Consider the following 18121-nt stretch of genomic DNA (forward strand, 5'->3'; position numbering starts at 1 on the left):
GTGATCTGGCACAACGACAAGACCGGTCAGCCCATCGCCCGCTCACTGACCGCCTACGACCACTGATCCCAACCCCTTGGAATCAATCATCTAGGTAAGCTGAGGCCCATGTGGCGCCTAATCCGACGACGACACGAGGTCGAGGCGGAGATCGCCGGTGAGGCCGCCGCGGCGGCCGCCGTCGTGGCGCCTCCCGCCGAGCCCGACCTCCAGGCCGCGGCCTTCTTCGACGTCGACAACACGATGATGCGCGGGGCGTCGATCTACCACTTCGCCAGGGGGCTGGCGACGCGGGGCATGTTCAACACCTCCGACCTGTTCAAGTTCGCCGTCGGGCAGGCCGTCTTCCGCATGCGCGGCAACGAGAACCCCGAGCACATCGCGGTGGCCCGCGAGACGGCGCTGGCGTTCGTCGCCGGGGCCAAGGTCGACGACGTCGTCAGGCTGGGCGAGGAGATCTACGACGAGGTCATGGCCGACCGCATCTGGGGCGGCACCAGGGCGCTCGCGCAGAGCCATCTCGACCAGGGGCAGCGGGTGTGGCTGGTGACGGCCACGCCGGTCGAGCTGGCCCGGGTGATCGCCCAGCGGCTGGGCCTGACCGGCGCGCTCGGCACGGTGGCGGAGACCAGCGAGGGCATCTACACCGGCCGCCTGGTCGGCGACCTGCTGCACGGCCCGGCCAAGGCCGAGGCGGTGCGCGCGCTGGCCCGCCGCGAGGGGCTCGACCTGACGCGGTGCACCGCCTACAGCGACTCCTCCAACGACCTGCCCATGCTGTCGCTGGTCGGGCAGGCGGTGGCCATCAACCCCGACAGCGAGCTGCGCGAGCACGCCAGGAAGCACGACTGGCCGATCAAGGACTTCCGCACCGGCCGCAAGGCCACGATGACGGCGCTGCCGATCGCCGCCGGGGTCGGCGCCGTGGCGGGAGGAGTGGCCGCCGGCCTGGCCCTGCGCCGCCTCTACCGCTCCTCCCGCTGACCCCGCGCGCTCGCCGGTCCGTCAGCGGAAGCGGGCGAAGAGCCGGTCGGCGTCCGGTTGCCGCCAGGCCACCAGTCTCGGGTCCTTCGGGTGGGGGCGCCAGGGGACCGTCACGAGGCTGACCTTGCTTCCCCGCACCGCGGCGGCGAGCTCGATCAGCGTGTCCATGTTCAGCCCCGCGTCCGTCCTGACCGCCCGCGACGCCGCCGTCACGAACTCCCGCAGCCGGTCCGGGTCGCCCAGCTCGCTCTTCGCCTTCTTCAGCATGGCCATCGCCACCGCGTGCTGGCGCTTGATGCGCGCGATGTCGGAGCCGTCGCCGACGTGACGCAGCCGCATGTAGCCGACGGCCTGCTCGCCGTCGAGCTCTTGCCGGCCCGCGGGCAGGCGCAGCTTGGCCGCGCGGTCGTCCACCGCCTGCGGCAGCTTGACCTCGACGCCGCCGAGCGCGTCCACCAGGGCGGCGAACCCGGAGAAGTCCACCTCGACCGTGTGGTCGACGCGCACCTCGGTCAGCGACTCGACGGTCTTGACCGCGCACGCCATCCCGCCGGTGTCGTAGGCGGAGTTGATCAATCCCTCCCGCGCCGGCTTGCCGCCGCACGACGGGATCTTCACCAGCGAGTCGCGGGGGATGCTGAGGACCGTGACCTTCTCGCGGTCGGCGGTCAGGTGGACGAGCATCATCGCGTCGGTACGCGCGCCATTGCGAAAGCGTTCGGTGCCCACCTGGCTGTCGGTGCCGACCAGCAGCACGTTGAGCGCGCCGGTCACCTTCGCCCCGAGCGGACCCGTGGCGACGCCCGCCGTGTTCTGGCCGCCGACCAGCAGCGCCGGCACGGCCACGGCCAGCGCGGTGGCGACCGCGACCAGCCCGGCCGTCATCCAGCCGAGCCTGCGCCGCCCCGGCCCGCGGGTCCCGGACCGCAGCAGGCGGTCACGCTGGCGGACCAGCGTGGGAGGCGGCTCGTGCTCCAGTTGCCGGCCGAAGTCACGCAGCAGCTTCAGATCGTCCATCGTCACTCCTCCCCCAGCAGCGGATTGGTGTCGCCGAGCGCCGCGCGTACCTTCCGCCTGCCCCGGTTGAGGCGGGAGCGCACGGTCCCGATCGGGATGCCGAGCGCCCGCGCGGCCTCCTCGTACGTGAGATCGCCCCAGGCGATGAGCAGCAGGACGTCGCGGTCCTTGGCGGGCAGCGCGGCCAGCGCGCTGGCGAGGCCGGGACCGGCCGCCTGCGCGCTCACGCCGGCGGCCACCCGGTCGGCGGGCGACTCCACGTCCCGGTCGGCGGCGACGCGCATCAGCGCGCGGTAGCGGGCGGCCTCGGTGCGGCGATGCCGGGAGATGAGCTTGGTGAGGATGCCGAACAGCCACGGCCTGGCGTCGGGGCAGCTCAGGTCGTAGCTGGTGCGGCGGGAGAAGGCCACCAGGAACGTCTCCCCGACGACGTCCTCGGCGGGCTCGGGGCCCAGACGCCGGGAGGCGTACCGGTAGAGCATGGCGGAGTAGCGGTCGAACAGGTTCGCGAACGCTTCGGGTTCGGTCAGCGAAGCGTTGATCAGTTCGGCGTCCGCACCCCTGGCGACGGCGGGTTGTGTGATCATCTCCGCCCTTCTGCGCGGGAATCGGTCGAAGATATCTCGCCACAACCCGCCGCCGGGGTTCACGCGGGCGGCTTACAGCTCCTTGAGGAAGCCGCCGTCCACGGCGAAGTCGGCGCCCGTGGTGCTGGCCGAGCGCGGCGAGGCGAGCAGCGCCACCGCGTCGGCGATCTCCTGCGGGTGCACCAGACGGCCGGTGACCAGGCGCATCATCTCGGGGGCCGCCTTGGTGATCACACTGCCCTTGTCGGCGCCGACGAACCCGGCGATGACGTCGGCGGCTCCGCCGTCCTTGGTCCACCAGTCGGTCAGCACCGGGCCGGGCGAGACGGTGTTGACCCGGATGCCGCGCGGGCCGTACTCCTCGGACAGGGCCTTGCTGATGTGGTTCATGGCGGACTTGGCGGCGCCGTAGTCGACGTTCATCGCGCCGGGCTGCCGGGCCGAGCCGGAGGAGACGTTGACGATGGCGCCGCCACCGCGCTCCAGCATGACGGGCAGCGTGGCGCGGATCAGGCGCACCACGGCGAACAGGTTGAACTCGAACATCGCCTGCCAGTCGCCGTCGTCCGGCGTCAGGAAGCCGACGCGCGGCAGCGTCACGCCGGGGGGCGGCCCGCCCGCGTTGTTGACCAGGATGTCCACGCCCCCGAACGCCTCCACGGCCCGGGCGACGATCTCGGCGGGGGCCGCCGGGTCCATCAGGTCCACGGGCACGTGCAGCGCCTGCTCGGGCAGGTCGTCGCCGCGGGTGCGGGAGACGGCCACGACGTGGACGCCCTCCTCGGCCAGGGTGCGGGTGACGGCCAGGCCGATCCCCTTGGAGGCGCCGGTGACGACCGCGACGCGGCCGGAAAGCTGCAGATTCATGACATGTCCCTTTCGGTGTTCTCTATCGGTCGTAAGAACACCGGCCGGACCGGAGCGGTTGCACTCTCTAGAGGAACGGCGGGAACGCGTGGCCGCGACGCAGCCTGAGCTGGTCGAGCAGCTGCTGGATGACCTCGCGGACGTGGTCGGTCAGGTTGAAGACGAGCATCGGGTCGTCGGCCGCGCCCGGCTCGTACTCGTCGGTCCGGATCGGCTCGCCGAACTCGATCATCCACTTCGACGGCAGCGGCACCAGCCCGAGCGGCCCGAGCAGCGGGAAGAACGGCGTGATCGGCAGGTAGGGCAGCCCGAGCAGCCGGGCCAGCGAGGGCAGGTCGCCGATCTTCGGGTAGATCTCCTCCGAGCCCACGATCGCGGTCGGCACGATCGGCACCCCGGCGCGGATGGCCGAGGCGACGAAGCCGCCACGGCCGAACCGCTGCAGCTTGTAGCGCTCGGAGAACGGTTTGCCGACGCCCTTGAAGCCTTCGGGGAACACCCCGACCAGCTCGCCCTTGCGCAGCAGCCGGTCGGCGTCCTCGGGGCAGGCCAGCGTGTGGCCGGTCTTGCGTGACAGGTGGCCGAGCACCGGGAGCTGGTAGACCAGGTCGGCGCCGAGCAGGCGCAGCGCCCGGCCCGCCTCGTCGTGCAGCGCCACCTGCATCATGAGCGCATCGACGGGCAGCGTGCCGGCGTGGTTGGCGACGACGAGCGCGCCGCCCTCGTCGGGGATGTGCTTGAGCTCGGCGGTCTCGACCCGGAACCAGTGGCGGTAGAGCGGCCGCAGCAGCTCCAGCAGCACCTTGTCGGTCAGCTCGGCGTCGTAGCCGAACTCGTCGACCTCGTAGTCGCCGGTGAGCCGCCTGCGCAGGAAGGCCAGCAGCTCGGCCGTCCGGTCGGCCGTGCCGTCCGCTACGGGGTCGGCCGTCACAGGCGCGCACCTCCCACGAGCGGGTGCAGCTCGCGCGAGCGCAGGAAGTCGTCGAACGCCGCCCCGGTGCTGAACTTGGGCTTCCAGCCCAGCTCGGCCTCCAGCTCGGCGGTGTCGACGGCCCGGCCGTGGCTCATCAGCCGCAGCTGCTCGGGCGAGTAGTCGACCAGCCCGGCGCGGCGCACGGCGGTGCCGAGGAGCCGGAAGGCGGGCGAGGGCAGGGGCAGCGACAGCCGCCCGGCCCGGCGCACGCACTGCGACAGCAGCAGCACGCCGGCCCCGGCCACGTTGTACGTGCCGGGGTGGTCCTCGGTCGCCATCCGGCGCAGCACCTCGACCGCGTCGTCCTCGTGGACGAACTGCAGCCTCGGGTCGAAGCCGAACACGGTCGGCAGCACCGGCTGGGTGAAGTAACGGGTGAGCGGCGAGTCGACGCCCGGCCCGAGAAAGTTGGCGAAACGCAGCAGCGACACGGTGACGTCGGGCCGGCGGCGCGCGAAACCGCGCACGTAGCCCTCGACCTCCACCGCGTCCTTGGCGTAACCGTGGCTGGGGCCGTCGTGCGGCTCCAGGTCCTCGGTGAAGACCGCCGGGTCCCTGGGCGAGGAACCGTAGACGGCGGTGGTGGAACGGACGACCACGCGGCGCACCGTCGCCGACCGCTGGCAGGCGCCGAGCAACTGCATGGTGCCGATGACGTTGTGCTCTTTCATGGCCGCCCGGCCGGTGCTCCGCGAGGGAGCGCTCACCAGGCTCATGTGCACGACGGTGTCGATGTCGGCGGCCGCGATCACCTGAGCGATGTCAGGGCTGCGCAGATCGACCCGTACGTACTCGATCCGGCCGGCCGTGCCGTCGTCCCGGTTGCCCGGGAGAGGCGACAGCCCATCGGACGCAACATCGGACCCTGCGTCGGACACAGAATCGGGTCCTGCATCGGACACAGCGTCCACTCCGATGACGCGGCTGATGTCCGGGTCGGCCGCGAGAACACTCGCCACCCGGGCGCCGATGTGGCGCGAGACCCCGGTGACGAGCACGGTGTGGGTCATCAGCGCCTCGCAGCTGCGTCGTCTTACTTCTTGTTACGCCGCTGGATGCGCGTCTTCTTGAGCAGCTTGCGGTGCTTCTTCTTGGCCATCCGCTTGCGGCGCTTCTTGATCACAGAGCCCACGGGACCCCCAGGTACTGATAGCAAGTCTGAATCGATGTGCGAGCGCACACCGGGTGACAGACTACCGGCGATCGGCGGTGGATCGCCCCTCGGGGTGAGGGCCCGGCACCGCAATCGGCGACCGGGCCTCTCCCGCGACCGTATTCACGGCGCGCCCGGCGCGCCGCTACGCCTGTCTCACCCTGCTTCGATGTAGGCTTCGCGAAGATAATCGTGCACCGCCTGCTCGGGCACTCTGAACGAGCGGCCGACCCGGATGGCCGGCAACTCGCCAGAGTGCACCAGCCGGTAGACGGTCATCTTCGACACTCGCATGACCGTGGCCACCTCGGCCACCGTCAGGAACTTCACCTCGCTGAGAGGTCTTTCGCCTGCAGCCATCGGACGCCTCTTCCGCACGTGTTTCCGGGTTATCCCCACTGGTGCCATTGCTCACGCACGTGTACTGCCGTCAGCGTAAGTCGGGACTCCGAGCGCGCAAACCCCCTAGTTTCTCAGTCCCCGCAGCCGCCTGTCAGCCGAACCCGCAAAGCCGCTGGCCAGACATCGCACCGAGCACCTCAATCGGACGTTGGAACTGTCCAATTTGTCACCTATAAGAGTCGCCCGGGCTCCATCAAAAGTTGGCAAAGGGACGGCGAGCCTCTGGGAATGCAGGCGCGAAAAGACGGTATGGGGATGACCGATTTCAACTCATAGGGCTCGTGAGACTCGAGTGACGAGTCGTTCGGTCAACGGCGCGTAGTAGCGCGGTAGCACATTGTCGTCAAGCGGCACCACCACATCGATCTTGCCCTCGGCCTCTCCGACGAAGAGCCCGGGATCGTTGCTGTCGGCGAAAGCCACAGTGGGCACTCCCGCCTCTCCCGCTGCCCCTGCCCACCCGTGGTCGGCGATAACCAGGTCGGGCCGGTCCTCGCCCAGCTCGGCCAGCATGTGCTCCATCGGCGCGGCGTCGTGGGTGTGGACGAACGCGCCCTTGTCGTCGAGCATCGCCACGTCGCCGAGATAGCGGATGCGGCGCGGACGCCCGAACCCGGAGCCGGAGTAAGCCCAGCCCTCGGCGGGCGACAGCAGCACGGCCCCGCGCTCGGCGGCGAGCCTGGCCAGCGGCAGGTGGACGGCGAGCAGGCCGGTCGGGTGGCCGGTGGCGAACAGCACGCGCGGGCTCTCCTGCGACAGCGCCGCAGCGATGCGGTCGGCCATGGCGTCGAGCGCGTCGATGGTCCGCTCGGGGTCGATGGTGTCCTGCCCCCAGCGGTGGCCCGGGTCGGCGACCACGCCCGCGGCCTTGGCCATCAGGGCCAGCACGTCGCGGTAGGTCCACGGCTGGTCGAACGTCAGCCCCAGCATGTAGTAGGGATCACGGTTGGCCAGCGAGCTGTAGTGATCCAGGTTGTTCTCGCGCGGGGTCGCGACGTCGCCGGCGATGCGGCTCATGATCAGGTGCTCGCGGAGTTCGTCGCGGGTCAGCACTGCGTGTCCTTAGGGCATCGGGTCGAGGCCGTGCAGGGGGAACACCGCGTGCCGGGTCGCCATGACCGCACGGTCGATGGGGTCCGCTGGGTCATAACCATGTGAGATGTCCTGAAATTCCGGGTCTCGGCCGTCTGTCATGGTGAGCGGGGCCGTCTCGCCTGTACGTTCCCGTACCAGCCGTTGCCAGGCCTCGCCCGTCGGGGTGGAGGGGGCGAGCGGGTGGCCCGACAGCTCCGCGATCAGGTGGGTCCACGCCCGGGGCACCACCTGGACCAGCTCGTAGCCGCCCCCGCCGGTGGCGATCCAGCGCCCGCCGGCGGTCTCGTGCGCCAGCCGGTGCAGGGCAGCGTAGGCGGTCCGCTGGCCGTCGAGGCTGAGCATCAGGTGGGCGAGCGGGTCGAGCGCGTGGCTGTCGCAGCCGTGCTGGGTCACCAGGACCTCCGGCGCGAACTCGCGCAGCAGCGGCGGCACCACCGCGTGGAAGGCCCGCAGCCAGCCGGAGTCACCGCACCCGGCGGGCAGCGCCACGTTGACCGCGGTGCCCTCGGCGCCTGTCTCCCCCGGCCTGCCGGTGCCGGGGAACAGCGTCAGCGGGCTCTCGTGCAGGCTGATCGTCAGCACCCGCGGGTCGTCGTAGAAGGCCGCCTGCACCCCGTCGCCGTGGTGCACGTCGACGTCCACGTACGCGACCCGCCTGGCGCCCTGGCGCAGCAGCCAGGCGATGGCCAGCGCCGGGTCGTTGTAGACGCAGAAGCCGCTGGCCGAGGCCGCCATCGCGTGGTGCAGCCCGCCCGCGACGTTGACCGCGTGCTCCGCCTCGCCCTCCCAGACCGCGCGGGCGGCGGCCAGCGACGCGCCCGCGATCAGCGCGGACGCCTCGTGCACGCCCGCGAACGCCGGGTTGTCGCTGCTGCCCAGCCCTGCCGACAGGTCGGGGGCCCCGGTCGCGGAGACGCGCTTGACCGCCTCGACGTAACCGGGGTCGTGCACCATCGCCAGCTCGGCGTCCGTGGCCGGGTCGCAGCCCGCCAGGTCCACCTTGTCGAGCACCCCGAGCGCCCTGGCCAGCTCCATCGTGAGCGCCACCCGGACGGGAGCCAGCGGATGGCCGGGGCCGAAGTCGTAGGAGGTGAGGGCGTCGTCCCAGATGACCCGTGCCGACTGGCTCATGCATGCTCCCGTTTCCCGCGCCTTGAGGTGACGTTACCGCAGCGTCAACGGCACCGGTCCAGCCGGATCGCCCGGTCGCACGGGAGTTTCGTGACGTAATCTCGATCCCATGCGCATCGTGCGACGCGTCAAGGCCGCATGGCGGTTCTTCCGGCGTCCGCGGGTCTTCGACATCACGCTCGTGATCGCGCTCCTCCTCCCGGGGATCATCGGCGGGCTGGCCGTCCTGTCCCAGGGCCGGCCGATGTCCTTCAGCGTGCACTACCTGCTGACCGTGCCGCCGCTGCTGATGCGGCGCAACCGGCCGGTGCTGACGGCGGCGCTGATCACGGCGCTCGACGTGGTCGCCGTCTCCGCCGACATCGTCTCCCCCGGCAGCCCGGTCACCATGATCGCCGCCTACAGCCTGGGCCGCTACGCCTCCGGCCGCACGGTCTGGATCACCGCCGGGCTGATCTCCCTCCTCTACGGGACCGCGAACGAGCTCGCCACCCGCTTCCAGCCCGGCCCGCAGCCCGAGGGCGCGTGGCTGACCGGCCTGACCCTCATCGCCATCCCCGTCGTGCTGGGCCAGTTCAACCGCGTACGGGCCGAGCTGCGCGAGCGCGGCAAGCGGGAGGCCGCCGAGAGCGCGGTGCGGGCCGAGCGGCGGCGGATCGCCCGCGAGCTGCACGACGTCGTCTCCCACCACCTGAGCGTCATCAACGCGCTGGTCGGCGGGGCGCGGGCGACGCTCGCGCCGGGCCAGGAGGTGACCCGCGAGGCGCTGTCGGGGGCCGAGCAGAGCGCCCGCCAGGCGCTGTCGGAGATGCGCGAGCTGCTCGACGTGCTGCGGGCCGACGACGGCGGCGGCTCCGACGCCGCGACCGGGGTGGGCGCGTCCCGGCTGCCCGCGCTGGTCGAGGAGGTCAGGAGCGCCGGGCTGCCCGCGAGCCTGGTCGTGACCGGCGAGCCGGTCCCGCTGCCCACGACCGTCGACCACGCCGTCTACCGGATCGTCCAGGAGGCGCTGACCAACACCCGCAAGCACGCCGAAGGCGCGCGGGCCAGCGTCCGCCTGGTCTACGATCCGGGTGCCATCGAGGTCGAGGTGCTCGACGACGGCGCCCCCAAACACCCCGCGACGGCGGGGTTCGGGCTGGGCGGGATGGCCGAGCGCGTCGCCCTCTGCGGCGGGCAGTTATCGACCGGTCCCCGGCTGGAAGGCGGTTTCCGCGTGCACGCGCGCATCCCCCTGGAGAAGACGTGATCTCGGTGTTGCTGGTGGACGACCACGCGCTGGTCCGCAAGGGCTTCCGGCTGATGCTCGACGCCCAGCCCGACCTGACGGTCGTGGGCGAGGCCGCCGACGGTGACGAGGCGGTCGACCTCGCCACCCGGCTCAGGCCCGACGTGGTGCTGATGGACCTGCACATGCCCGGCCTCGACGGGGTGCGCGCCACCGAGCGGATCACCGGCGGCGTGCCGGGCGTGCGGGTGCTCGCGCTGAGCACGTTCGACCTGGACGAGAACGTGGTGGCGGCGCTGCGGGCGGGCGCCGACGGGTTCCTGCCCAAGGACGTCTCCCCCGAGGAGCTGGTCGAGGGCGTACGGATCGTGCACCGGGGCGAGGCGGCCGTGGCCCCCCGGCTGCTCACCCGCCTGATCGGCGCCTACGTGCGCGCGCCCCGGCCGCAGCGGCACACGGCGCCCCTGCACCGGGCCGGGCTGACCGGCCTGACCGACCGCGAACGGCAGATCCTGGTGCTGATCGCGCGCGGCAGGTCCAACGCGGAGATCGCCGCCGAGCTGGGCGTGTCCGCCTCGACGGTGAAGAACCACGTGACGAGCGTGTTCGCCAAGATCGGGGTCAGGGACCGGGCCCAGGCGGTGATCGCGGCCTACGAGGCGGGGCTGATCAACCCAGGAGAGTAGGACCACGCTCCTACCGGCCCGCCCGCAGGACTGTCCCGCAGCAGGAAGATTCGCCCCGCGCCGCCGATCATCCTGAACATATGACCGCGATTCGGGCAACGAACCTGAGCAAGCATTACGGGAAGACCGCGGCCGTGACCGACCTGTCCTTCGACGTCGAGCCCGGCCAGGTGACCGGCTTCCTCGGCCCGAACGGCGCCGGGAAGTCGACCACCATGCGCATGATCCTCGGGCTCGACCGCCCCACCGGCGGCGGCGTGCTCGTGGACGGCAAGCCGTACGGGGAGCTCAGGCACCCGCTGCGCAAGGTGGGCGCGCTGCTGGACGCCAAGGCGGTGCACGGCGGGCGCAGCGCCCGCAACCACCTGCTGGCCATCGCGCAGAGCAACGCGATCCCGGCCGCCCGGGTCGAGGAGGTGCTGGAGCTGGTCGGCCTGAGCACAGTGGCCAAACGGCGCATCGGCGGCTTCTCGCTCGGCATGTCGCAGCGCCTCGGCATCGCCGCCGCGCTGCTCGGCGACCCGGAGATCCTGCTGTTCGACGAGCCGGTCAACGGCCTGGACCCGGACGGCATCCTGTGGATCCGCACGCTGATGCGCAAGCTGGCCGCCGACGGGCGCGCGGTGTTCGTCTCCAGCCACCTGATGAGCGAGATGGCGCAGACCGCCGACCACCTGGTGGTGATCGGCAAGGGCCGGCTGATCGCCGACACGAGCGTGCAGGAGTTCATCGGCCGCAGCTCCCAGGGGTACGTGCGCGTACGGTCGCCGCGCCTGGCCGAGGTCGCCGAGCTGATCAAGGGCGCCGAGCTGCACCCGGACCACCTGCGGGTGACCGGGATGGAGCCGCTGGAGATCGGCACCGCGACCGCGCGGGCCGGACTGCCGCTGGAGGAGCTGACGTTCGTGCGGCCCTCGCTGGAGGCCGCGTACATGGAGCTGACCAAGGACAGCCTGGAGTTCTCGTCATGATGGACGTCATCCGGTCCGAATGGACCAAGATCCGCTCGGTGCGCTCCACGATGTGGACGCTGGCCTGCGCCGGGCTGCTGCTGATCGGGTTCAGCATCCTGCTGACCGTGTCGATCGCCAACTCGGCGGGCGAGCCGCCCACGGGGATCGAGGCCGCCAGGGTCACCCTGTCGGGCACGCTGTTCGCGCAGCTCGCGCTCGCCACGTTCGGGGTGCTGGTGATCTCGAGCGAGTATCGGACGGGGTCCATCAGGACGACGTTCATGGCCGTGCCGCAGCGGCTGCGGGTGCTGTCGGCCAAGATCGTCGTGTTCACCGTCGTGACGCTGGTGGTCTCGGCGGTCTCCGCCCTGGCGGCGTTCCTGGTGGGCGGACCGCTCATCCTCGGGACGGCGGCGCTCGGCGACCCGGGCGTCGCGCAGGTGGTGATCGGCACCTCGCTCTATCTGACCGCGAGCGGGCTGTTCGGGCTGGCCCTGGGCGCGCTGATCCGGCACACGCCGGGCGCGGTCGTGTCGGTGATCGCGCTGATCCTGGTGCTGCCGCAGGTCACCTCAATGCTGCCGGGAGAGCTGGGCCGGACCGTGCACCACCACTTCACCTCCAACGCCGGCCTGCAGGTGATAGCGCCGAACCCGGACAACCCGCTGGGCCCGTGGTCCGGCTACGGCGTCTATCTCGCCTGGATCGCGGTCACGCTGGTCCTGGCGGCCGTGCTGATGCGGCGGCGCGACGCCTGACCCCATGACTCGCCGGCTGGGGACGACCGTGTCGAGGCGGTCTCCTCAGCCGGCGGCGAGCTCGCGGCCCCGGTCGCGGGCCGCCTCGATCGCGGCCAGGAAGGCGGCGCGCACGCTGTGGCGCTCCAGCTCGGCGATGGCGGCGATCGTGGTGCCGCCCGGCGAGGTCACCGCCTCGCGCAGGATCACGGGGTGCTCGCCCGAGTCGCGCAGCATGACGGCCGCCCCGACGATCGACTGGGTGACCATGTCGAGCGCGGCGGCGCGCGGCATGCCGAGCAGGATGCCCGCGTCGACCATGGCCTCGACCAGGTAGAAGAAGTAGGCGGGCCCGCTGCCCGACAGCGCGGTCGCGGCGTCCTGCTGCGACTCGGGGATGCGCAGCACCTTGCCGACCGGCCTGAGCAGGTCCTCGGTGAGCCTGAGGTGCTCCTCGCCGGCGTGGGACCCGGCCGAGATCACGCTCATCGCCTCGTCGAAGCGGATGGGCGTGTTGGACATGACCCGGACCACCGGCGCGTCGACGCCGAGGCGCTGCTCGACGAAGGCCGTGGTGATGCCGGCTGCGGCGGTGATGACCAGCCGGTCGGCGGGCACGCAGGGGGCGATCTCGGCCAGCAGCGCCGCCATGTCCTGCGGCTTGACCGCGAGGATGAGCGTGTCGGCGGACTTGGCGGCCTCGGTGTTGGACACCGTGCGGACCCCGTAGGTCTCGCGCAGCGCCTGGGCGCGCTCGGCGCGGCGCGCGGTGGCCAGCACGTCGCCGGGCTTGAAGCCCGCCCGCAGCAGCCCGGACAGCAGCGCCTCGCCCATCTTGCCGGTGCCGAGAATCGCAATCATGTGCGCAGCCTACCGGCGGCTATCGGCGTGACAGCAGCGTGCGCGCGAAGAAGGCGGGGCGCTCGGCGAGGCGGCGCATCAGGTAGGGATACCAGCCGGCGCCGTAGGGGACGTGGACGCGCACCCGCGCGCCCTGCCCGGCCAGGCGCCGCTGCTCGTCGGGGCGGACCCCGTACAGCATCTGGTATTCGAACCCGGCGGGTTCGAGCCCTTCGAGGACGGCCAGGGCGGCCGTGACGCGCAGCAGCCGGGGGTCGTGGGTGGCGATCATCGGGTAGCCGGCGCCGGACATCAGCACCCGCAGGCAGCGCGCGAAGGCGCGGTCGACCTCGGCGGGCGCGGTGCGGGGGCCCTTGACGAGCCGGACGCGGGCGCCGTCGAGGCGGGCGCAGCGCTCGGCGGAGCCGGGCTCGCCGGCGCGCACCACGACGCCCACGGCGGGGTGCTCCTTGCGCAGGGTGGCGTGGATGGAGTGCAGGCCGGTGGCGGCGCCGGGCCCGCTCGCGTCGAGCGTGAGCGTGACGCCGCGCTCGGCGGCGCTCTCGCAGAGGGTGGCCGCGTTGTCGAGCGCGAGCTGCTCCGACAGGCGCAGCCCGAGCGCGGTGAGGTCGACCGACACGTCGGCGTCGGGGGGCAGGCTCTCGACGAGCCGCTGGTGCGCCAGGACGTTGCCCTCGGCCTCGGCCCGGTCGCCGGCCTCGGCGACGAGGCTGCCGACGGTGACGAGCAGGCCCCTGCGGGTCAGCTCCGTCACGGCGGCCCCGACGTCGTCGGCGACGTAACGCCTGACCATGGTGCCGGTGAGCGGCGAGGCGGACACGACGCGCTCGGCGCGGTCGCTCCGGGATGCGGCGAGCAGGGCCTGACGAAGCACGCCACAACCCTAGCTTCGCCGACGCTGAACCGGTGGCCGATCTGATCCGTCGTAGAGGTATGCGCACTGTGACGACGACTCTCGTGGCCGGATGCCTGCTGCTCGCGACCGGGTGCGGCTCGGCCACGCCGCAGGAGCGGCCGCTGTCCAAGGCGCCCGGCGCGCCCGTGACCAGCGCCTCGGTGGCCACGACCACGCCGCCCGACGCCAAGCCCAAGCCGGTCAAGCCGACCGGTGACGCGCTCAACACGCGCAAGGTCCGCTGGACGAAGGCCAAGGCGGTGTCCAAGGGCCACAAGGTGCAGCTCAGGTGGTGGTCGGGCGTGGAGCCCTGCACGGTCCTGGACCGCGTCAAGGTCAAGGAGACGAGGAAGCGGGTCACGATCACGCTGTACGAGGGCACCTCGCCCAAGGCGAAGGGCGTGTCCTGCATCATGATGGCCGTGGAGAAGACGACCACGGTCAAGCTCAAGGCCCCGGTCGGCAAGCGGAAGATCGTGGACGGCGCCAAATCCTGACATGTCCACATGCGGACAACCCCAGTGACATTTGATCGATTTGTTGCGATACATCGATCAAGGCACCTAAGGCGCGGGGGCGCCCCGGTGAAGGTGTGCGTGACTGGGGGAACCCGTGAAGCGGCTCGTTCGTGCCCTGCTGCCCGTCATCCTCATGACCACCGGACTGATCGGGCTGGCCGCGCCGCCCGCGCAGGCCCTGCCGGAACGCTTCGAGAAACAGACGATCTTCAGCGGGCTGACCAGCCCCACCAACGTCGAGTTCGCCGCTGACGGGCGGGTGTTCGTGGCCGAGAAGGGCGGCTACGTCAAGGTCTTCGACTCGCTCACGGACACCACGCCCACCGTCTACGCCGACCTGCGCACCAAGGTGCACGACTTCTGGGACCGCGGCCTGCTCGGCCTGGCCCTGCACCCGGACTTCCCGCAGGACCCCCGCGTGTACGTGCTCTACTCCTACGACGCCGAGCCCGGGGGCGGCGCGCCGCGCTGGGGCCAGGCGAACGACGACTTCGACGAGTGCCCCTCGCCGCCCGGCCCGACCGGGGACGGCTGCCGCATCACCGGCCGCCTGTCGGTCATCTCCCCCACCGGCGCCGAGACGCCCCTGATCACCGACTGGTGCCAGCAGTACCCCAGCCACTCCATCGGCGACCTGCAGTTCGGCCCCGACGGCATGCTCTACGCCTCGGCGGGCGACGGGGCCAGCTTCCAGTTCGCCGACTACGGGCAGGACAACCTGCCGGGTTCGGACGTCGTACCGGACAACCCGTGCGGCGACCCGCCGACGGCGGTGGGCACCTCGCCCACCCCGCCCGCGGCCGAGGGCGGCGCGCTGCGCGCCCAGGACGTGCGCACCGGCGGCGACCCGGCCACGCTGGCCGGCAGCATCATCCGCATCGACCCCGACACCGGCGCCGCCGCCCCCGGCAACCCGAACGCCGGCGCCGCCGACCCGAACGTGGCCAGGATCGTCGCCCACGGCCTGCGCAACCCGTTCCGCATCACCAACCGGCCGGGCACCGGCGAGATCTGGGCGGGCGAGGTCGGCTGGGGCTCCTTCGAGGAGATCAACCGCGTGGCCGACCCCACGGGCGGCGTGGCCAACTTCGGCTGGCCCTGCTACGAGGGCGCGCCCCGCGAGGACGGCTACGACGCGCTCAACCTGACCCTGTGCGAGAACCTGTACGCCGAGGGCGCGGCGGCCCACACCAAGCCGCACTTCGCCTGGAACCACGGCCAGCGCCTCTACCCGGGCGACCCGTGCGCCCCCGGCGGCCAGTCGTCCTCCAGCGGCGTCGCCTTCTACCCGGGCGGGCCCTACCCGCAGGCGTACGACGGCGCGCTGTTCTTCTCCGACTACAGCCGCAGGTGCGTCTGGGTGATGACCGAGGGCGCGAACGGGCTGCCGGACCCGGCGACGGTGACCGCGTTCGACACCGGGATCGGCACGGTCGAGCTGGAGAGCGGGCCGAACGGCGACCTGTTCGCCGTCGACCACGACGGCGGCGCGGTCGTACGCTACATCTACGACAACGCCCCGCCCACCGCGGTGATCGACGCGACGCCCACCTCCGGCGCGGCCCCGCTGGCCGTGACGTTCTCCGGCACGGGCTCCAGCGACGCCGACGGCGACCCGCTCACCTACGCGTGGGACCTCGACGGCGACGGCGAACTGGACGACTCGACCTCCGCCACCCCGTCCCGCACCTACGCGCAGAACGGGTCCTACCAGGTCAGGTTACGGGTGAACGACGGCAAGGGCGGGCAGGGCGACGCCACCGTCACCATCAACGTCGGCAACAGCGCGCCCACGGCCGCCATCACCACCCCGGCGGCCACCACGACCTGGGCGGTCGGCGACACGATCGGCTTCTCGGGCGCCGGGACCGACGCCGAGGACGGCGCGATCCCCGGCTCCCGCATGACCTGGACGCTGATCATGCACCACTGCCCCGGCGCCTGCCACGAGCACGAGATCACCCGCTACACCGGCGCGTCCGGCTCCTTCCAGGCCCCCGATCACGAGTATCCGTCGCACCTGGAGCTGCGGCTCACCGTCGAGGACGGGCACGGCCTGACCGACACCGCGAGCGTCCTGCTCCAGCCCAGGACCGTCGAGCTGACCTTCAGGACGGACCCGCCGGGGCTGCGGCTCGGGTTCAACCAGGAGCAGACGATCGCGCCGTTCACCCGGACCGTGATCGCCGGGTCCAGCAACTCCGTCACCGCGCCGTCGCCGCAGGGCGACCAGGTGTTCGACGCCTGGTCCGACGGCGGCGCGGCCACGCACAACATCACCGCCCCGGCGTCGGCGGCCACCTACACGGCGACGTTCGAGACCTCGCACTCCCCGGCGGGCCTGGTGGCCGCGTACGCGATGAACGAGGGCTCGGGCACCGCCGTCGGCGACGCCTCCCCGGCCGGCAACCCCGGCACGGCGGCGAACACGACCTGGGCGGCGACCGGCAAGTTCGGCAAGGCGCTGGCCTTCGACGGCTCGTCGAGCTGGGTCACGGTCGCCGACTCGGCCAGCCTGCGCCTGACCACCGGCATGACGCTGGAAGCGTGGATCAGGCCGGAGACGGTGACGAGCTGGCGCACGGTGATCATGAAGCAGTACGGGACCGATTTGGCCTACACGCTGTCGGCGGGCAGCTACACCGACCGGCCGCACGCCGTCATCCACACCACCGGCGAGGTCGGCGCGGGCGGCACGGCCTCGCTGCCGCTGAACACCTGGAGCCATCTGGCCGCCACCTACGACGGGGCCACGCTGCGGCTGTACGTCAACGGCACGCAGGTCGCCGAGCGCGCCGCGGGCGGCCCGATCCGCACCGACGGCGGCGTGCTGCGCATCGGCGGCAACAGCCTGTGGGGCGAGTTCTTCGACGGCCTCATCGACGAGGTGAGGATCTACGACCGGGCGCTCACCCCGGCCCAGATCCAGCTCGACATGACCACCCCGATCGGCGCCGCGCCCGAGCCGGACACCACGCCGCCGAGCACCCCCGGCTCCCTCGCCGCCACCGGCGGACCCGGCCACGCCCAGCTCGCCTGGACCGCGTCCACGGATGACAGGGGCGTGGAGGGCTACACCGTCCACCGTTCCGCCACCTCCGGCTTCACCCCGTCGGGGGCCAACCAGGTCGGCTCGTCGCAGACCACCGCGTTCACCGACCCGGGGCTGGCCGAGGGCACGTACTACTACCGCGTGGTGGCCTTCGACGCGGCGGGCAACACCAGCACGCCGTCCGCCGAGGACGCGGCCGCCGTCACCGCGCCGCCCAGCAGCCAGGGCCTGGTGGCGGCGCTCGGCATGAACGAGGGCGCCGGGACCACCACGGCCGACTCCTCCGGCCTGGGCAACGCCGGCACGCTGAAGGACGCCGCCTGGACGGCCTCCGGCAGGTACGGCCAGGCGCTGTCGTTCAACGGCTCGTCGAGCTGGGTCACGGTCGCCGACTCGGCCGGCCTGCGCCTCACCACCGGCATGACGCTGGAAGCCTGGGTCAGGCCGTCGACCGTGACGAGCTGGCGTACGGTGATCATGAAGGAGTACGCGGGCGACCTGGCGTACGTCCTGTCGGCCGGGAGCTACACCGACCGGCCGCACGCCGTCATCCACACCACCGGCGAGGTGGGCGCGGGCGGCACGGTCTCGCTGCCGCTGAACACCTGGAGCCACCTGGCCGCCACCTACGACGGCGCCACGCTGCGGCTGTACGTCAACGGCACGCAGGTGAGCCAGCAGGCCGCCGGAGGGCCGATCCGCACCGACGGAGGAGCCCTGCGCATCGGCGGCAACAGCCTGTGGGGCGAGCACTTCGACGGCCTGATCGACGAGGTTCGCGTCTACAGCGAGCCCCTGACCGCCGCCCGGATCCAGTCGGACATGAACACGCCCGTCTGAGCCCTCGAGCCGTCTCCCGGGAGTCCCCTCCTCGCCCCCTCTCCCGGGAGACTCGGGGGCTTTTTCGCGCACCCGGGGTTGAGCCGAGTAGGCTCAAGTCGTTTGACAAAGACGGCACACATTCGTAGGTTGAGTCCAACCA

At 72.0% G+C, this 18121-nt stretch carries 18 protein-coding genes; 7 read left to right on the top strand and 11 right to left on the bottom strand.

Annotated elements, in window-relative coordinates:
• The first annotated feature begins 108 nt into the window (after positions 1-108).
• Positions 109-984 (top strand): HAD family hydrolase, encoded by an 876-nt coding sequence (locus ACWDXC_RS24820; protein ID WP_449985830.1) that lies wholly within the window; start codon positions 109-111, stop codon positions 982-984.
• A 21-nt stretch (positions 985-1005) separates the two neighbouring features.
• Here ACWDXC_RS24820 and ACWDXC_RS24825 read toward each other — a convergent pair whose 3' ends face one another.
• The 9 genes from ACWDXC_RS24825 to ACWDXC_RS24865 form a co-directional block, all read right to left on the bottom strand.
• The gene (locus ACWDXC_RS24825; protein WP_449985833.1) at positions 1006-2001 is read right to left on the bottom strand and encodes an LCP family protein; all 996 of its coding nucleotides are present in this window, start codon (positions 1999-2001) and stop codon (positions 1006-1008) included.
• Positions 2002-2003: 2 nt separating this feature from the next.
• On the bottom strand, positions 2004-2588 hold the full coding sequence (locus tag ACWDXC_RS24830) for an RNA polymerase sigma factor (RefSeq protein ID WP_219509598.1): 585 nt from the start codon (positions 2586-2588) through the stop codon (positions 2004-2006).
• 72 nt (positions 2589-2660) lie between these two features.
• A complete protein-coding gene (locus ACWDXC_RS24835) occupies positions 2661-3455 on the bottom strand; it encodes an SDR family NAD(P)-dependent oxidoreductase (RefSeq protein WP_449985836.1) in 795 nt (264 codons plus the stop codon).
• A gap of 67 nt (positions 3456-3522) precedes the next feature.
• Entirely contained in the window at positions 3523-4386 is an 864-nt protein-coding gene (locus ACWDXC_RS24840; protein ID WP_449985839.1) for a lysophospholipid acyltransferase family protein, read from the bottom strand.
• Positions 4383-5438: an NAD-dependent epimerase/dehydratase family protein gene (locus tag ACWDXC_RS24845; protein ID WP_449985842.1), complete on the bottom strand. Its 1056-nt coding sequence runs from the start codon at positions 5436-5438 to the stop codon at positions 4383-4385. The genes ACWDXC_RS24840 and ACWDXC_RS24845 overlap by 4 nt, the downstream gene beginning before the upstream one ends.
• Positions 5439-5461: 23 nt before the next feature.
• Positions 5462-5560: a 30S ribosomal protein bS22 gene (locus tag ACWDXC_RS24850; RefSeq protein WP_018654693.1), complete on the bottom strand. Its 99-nt coding sequence runs from the start codon at positions 5558-5560 to the stop codon at positions 5462-5464.
• Positions 5561-5737: 177 nt separating this feature from the next.
• A complete protein-coding gene (locus tag ACWDXC_RS24855) occupies positions 5738-5941 on the bottom strand; it encodes a helix-turn-helix domain-containing protein (RefSeq protein WP_043629748.1) in 204 nt (67 codons plus the stop codon).
• 312 nt (positions 5942-6253) lie between these two features.
• Positions 6254-7036 (bottom strand): phosphatase, encoded by a 783-nt coding sequence (locus ACWDXC_RS24860; RefSeq protein ID WP_449985845.1) that lies wholly within the window; start codon positions 7034-7036, stop codon positions 6254-6256.
• 9 nt (positions 7037-7045) lie between these two features.
• Complete coding sequence (locus ACWDXC_RS24865) at positions 7046-8209, bottom strand: acetoin utilization protein AcuC (protein ID WP_449985848.1); 1164 nt, start codon at positions 8207-8209, stop codon at positions 7046-7048.
• A gap of 109 nt (positions 8210-8318) precedes the next feature.
• Between ACWDXC_RS24865 and ACWDXC_RS24870 the strand changes: the two genes are divergently transcribed.
• The 4 genes from ACWDXC_RS24870 to ACWDXC_RS24885 all read left to right on the top strand — a co-directional run bounded on the left by ACWDXC_RS24870 (position 8319) and on the right by ACWDXC_RS24885 (position 11834).
• Positions 8319-9458: a sensor histidine kinase gene (locus ACWDXC_RS24870; RefSeq protein WP_449985851.1), complete on the top strand. Its 1140-nt coding sequence runs from the start codon at positions 8319-8321 to the stop codon at positions 9456-9458.
• Complete coding sequence (locus ACWDXC_RS24875) at positions 9455-10123, top strand: response regulator (RefSeq protein WP_219509591.1); 669 nt, start codon at positions 9455-9457, stop codon at positions 10121-10123. Before ACWDXC_RS24870 ends, ACWDXC_RS24875 begins: the two co-directional genes overlap by 4 nt.
• Positions 10124-10203: 80 nt before the next feature.
• Positions 10204-11094 carry an ABC transporter ATP-binding protein gene (locus tag ACWDXC_RS24880; RefSeq protein WP_449985855.1) on the top strand — a complete coding sequence of 297 codons (891 nt, stop codon included), beginning with the start codon at positions 10204-10206 and terminating at the stop codon, positions 11092-11094.
• Positions 11091-11834, top strand: coding sequence for an ABC transporter permease (locus ACWDXC_RS24885; RefSeq protein ID WP_449985858.1), 744 nt, complete (start codon positions 11091-11093; stop codon positions 11832-11834). The genes ACWDXC_RS24880 and ACWDXC_RS24885 overlap by 4 nt, the downstream gene beginning before the upstream one ends.
• Positions 11835-11879: 45 nt before the next feature.
• Here the strand turns inward: ACWDXC_RS24885 and proC are convergent, their stop codons facing one another.
• Positions 11880-12674, bottom strand: a complete 795-nt coding sequence (gene proC, locus ACWDXC_RS24890) for a pyrroline-5-carboxylate reductase (RefSeq protein ID WP_219509588.1) — start codon at positions 12672-12674, stop codon at positions 11880-11882.
• 19 nt (positions 12675-12693) lie between these two features.
• On the bottom strand, positions 12694-13548 hold the full coding sequence (locus ACWDXC_RS24895; RefSeq protein WP_449985860.1) for a proline dehydrogenase family protein: 855 nt from the start codon (positions 13546-13548) through the stop codon (positions 12694-12696).
• A 68-nt stretch (positions 13549-13616) separates the two neighbouring features.
• On the opposite strand from ACWDXC_RS24895, the gene ACWDXC_RS24900 reads away from it, so the two are divergent.
• A complete protein-coding gene (locus ACWDXC_RS24900; RefSeq protein ID WP_308125976.1) occupies positions 13617-14066 on the top strand; it encodes a hypothetical protein in 450 nt (149 codons plus the stop codon).
• Positions 14067-14181: 115 nt separating this feature from the next.
• Entirely contained in the window at positions 14182-17979 is a 3798-nt protein-coding gene (locus tag ACWDXC_RS24905) for a LamG-like jellyroll fold domain-containing protein (protein ID WP_449985863.1), read from the top strand.
• The last annotated feature ends 142 nt before the right edge of the window (positions 17980-18121 follow it).

Source organism: Nonomuraea sp. NPDC003214, from assembly GCF_053590035.1.

What these genes read in the sequence shown, in the direction of transcription:
- ACWDXC_RS24820 (WP_449985830.1), top strand. Translation starts at nt 109, where the DNA reads ATGTGGCGCCTAATCCGACGACGACACGAGGTCGAGGCGGAGATCGCC.
- ACWDXC_RS24825 (WP_449985833.1), bottom strand. Translation starts at nt 2,001, where the DNA reads ATGGACGATCTGAAGCTGCTGCGTGACTTCGGCCGGCAACTGGAGCAC.
- ACWDXC_RS24830 (WP_219509598.1), bottom strand. Translation starts at nt 2,588, where the DNA reads ATGATCACACAACCCGCCGTCGCCAGGGGTGCGGACGCCGAACTGATC.
- ACWDXC_RS24835 (WP_449985836.1), bottom strand. Translation starts at nt 3,455, where the DNA reads ATGAATCTGCAGCTTTCCGGCCGCGTCGCGGTCGTCACCGGCGCCTCC.
- ACWDXC_RS24845 (WP_449985842.1), bottom strand. Translation starts at nt 5,438, where the DNA reads ATGACCCACACCGTGCTCGTCACCGGGGTCTCGCGCCACATCGGCGCC.
- ACWDXC_RS24855 (WP_043629748.1), bottom strand. Translation starts at nt 5,941, where the DNA reads ATGGCTGCAGGCGAAAGACCTCTCAGCGAGGTGAAGTTCCTGACGGTG.
- ACWDXC_RS24865 (WP_449985848.1), bottom strand. Translation starts at nt 8,209, where the DNA reads ATGAGCCAGTCGGCACGGGTCATCTGGGACGACGCCCTCACCTCCTAC.
- ACWDXC_RS24870 (WP_449985851.1), top strand. Translation starts at nt 8,319, where the DNA reads ATGCGCATCGTGCGACGCGTCAAGGCCGCATGGCGGTTCTTCCGGCGT.
- ACWDXC_RS24880 (WP_449985855.1), top strand. Translation starts at nt 10,204, where the DNA reads ATGACCGCGATTCGGGCAACGAACCTGAGCAAGCATTACGGGAAGACC.
- ACWDXC_RS24885 (WP_449985858.1), top strand. Translation starts at nt 11,091, where the DNA reads ATGATGGACGTCATCCGGTCCGAATGGACCAAGATCCGCTCGGTGCGC.
- proC (WP_219509588.1), bottom strand. Translation starts at nt 12,674, where the DNA reads ATGATTGCGATTCTCGGCACCGGCAAGATGGGCGAGGCGCTGCTGTCC.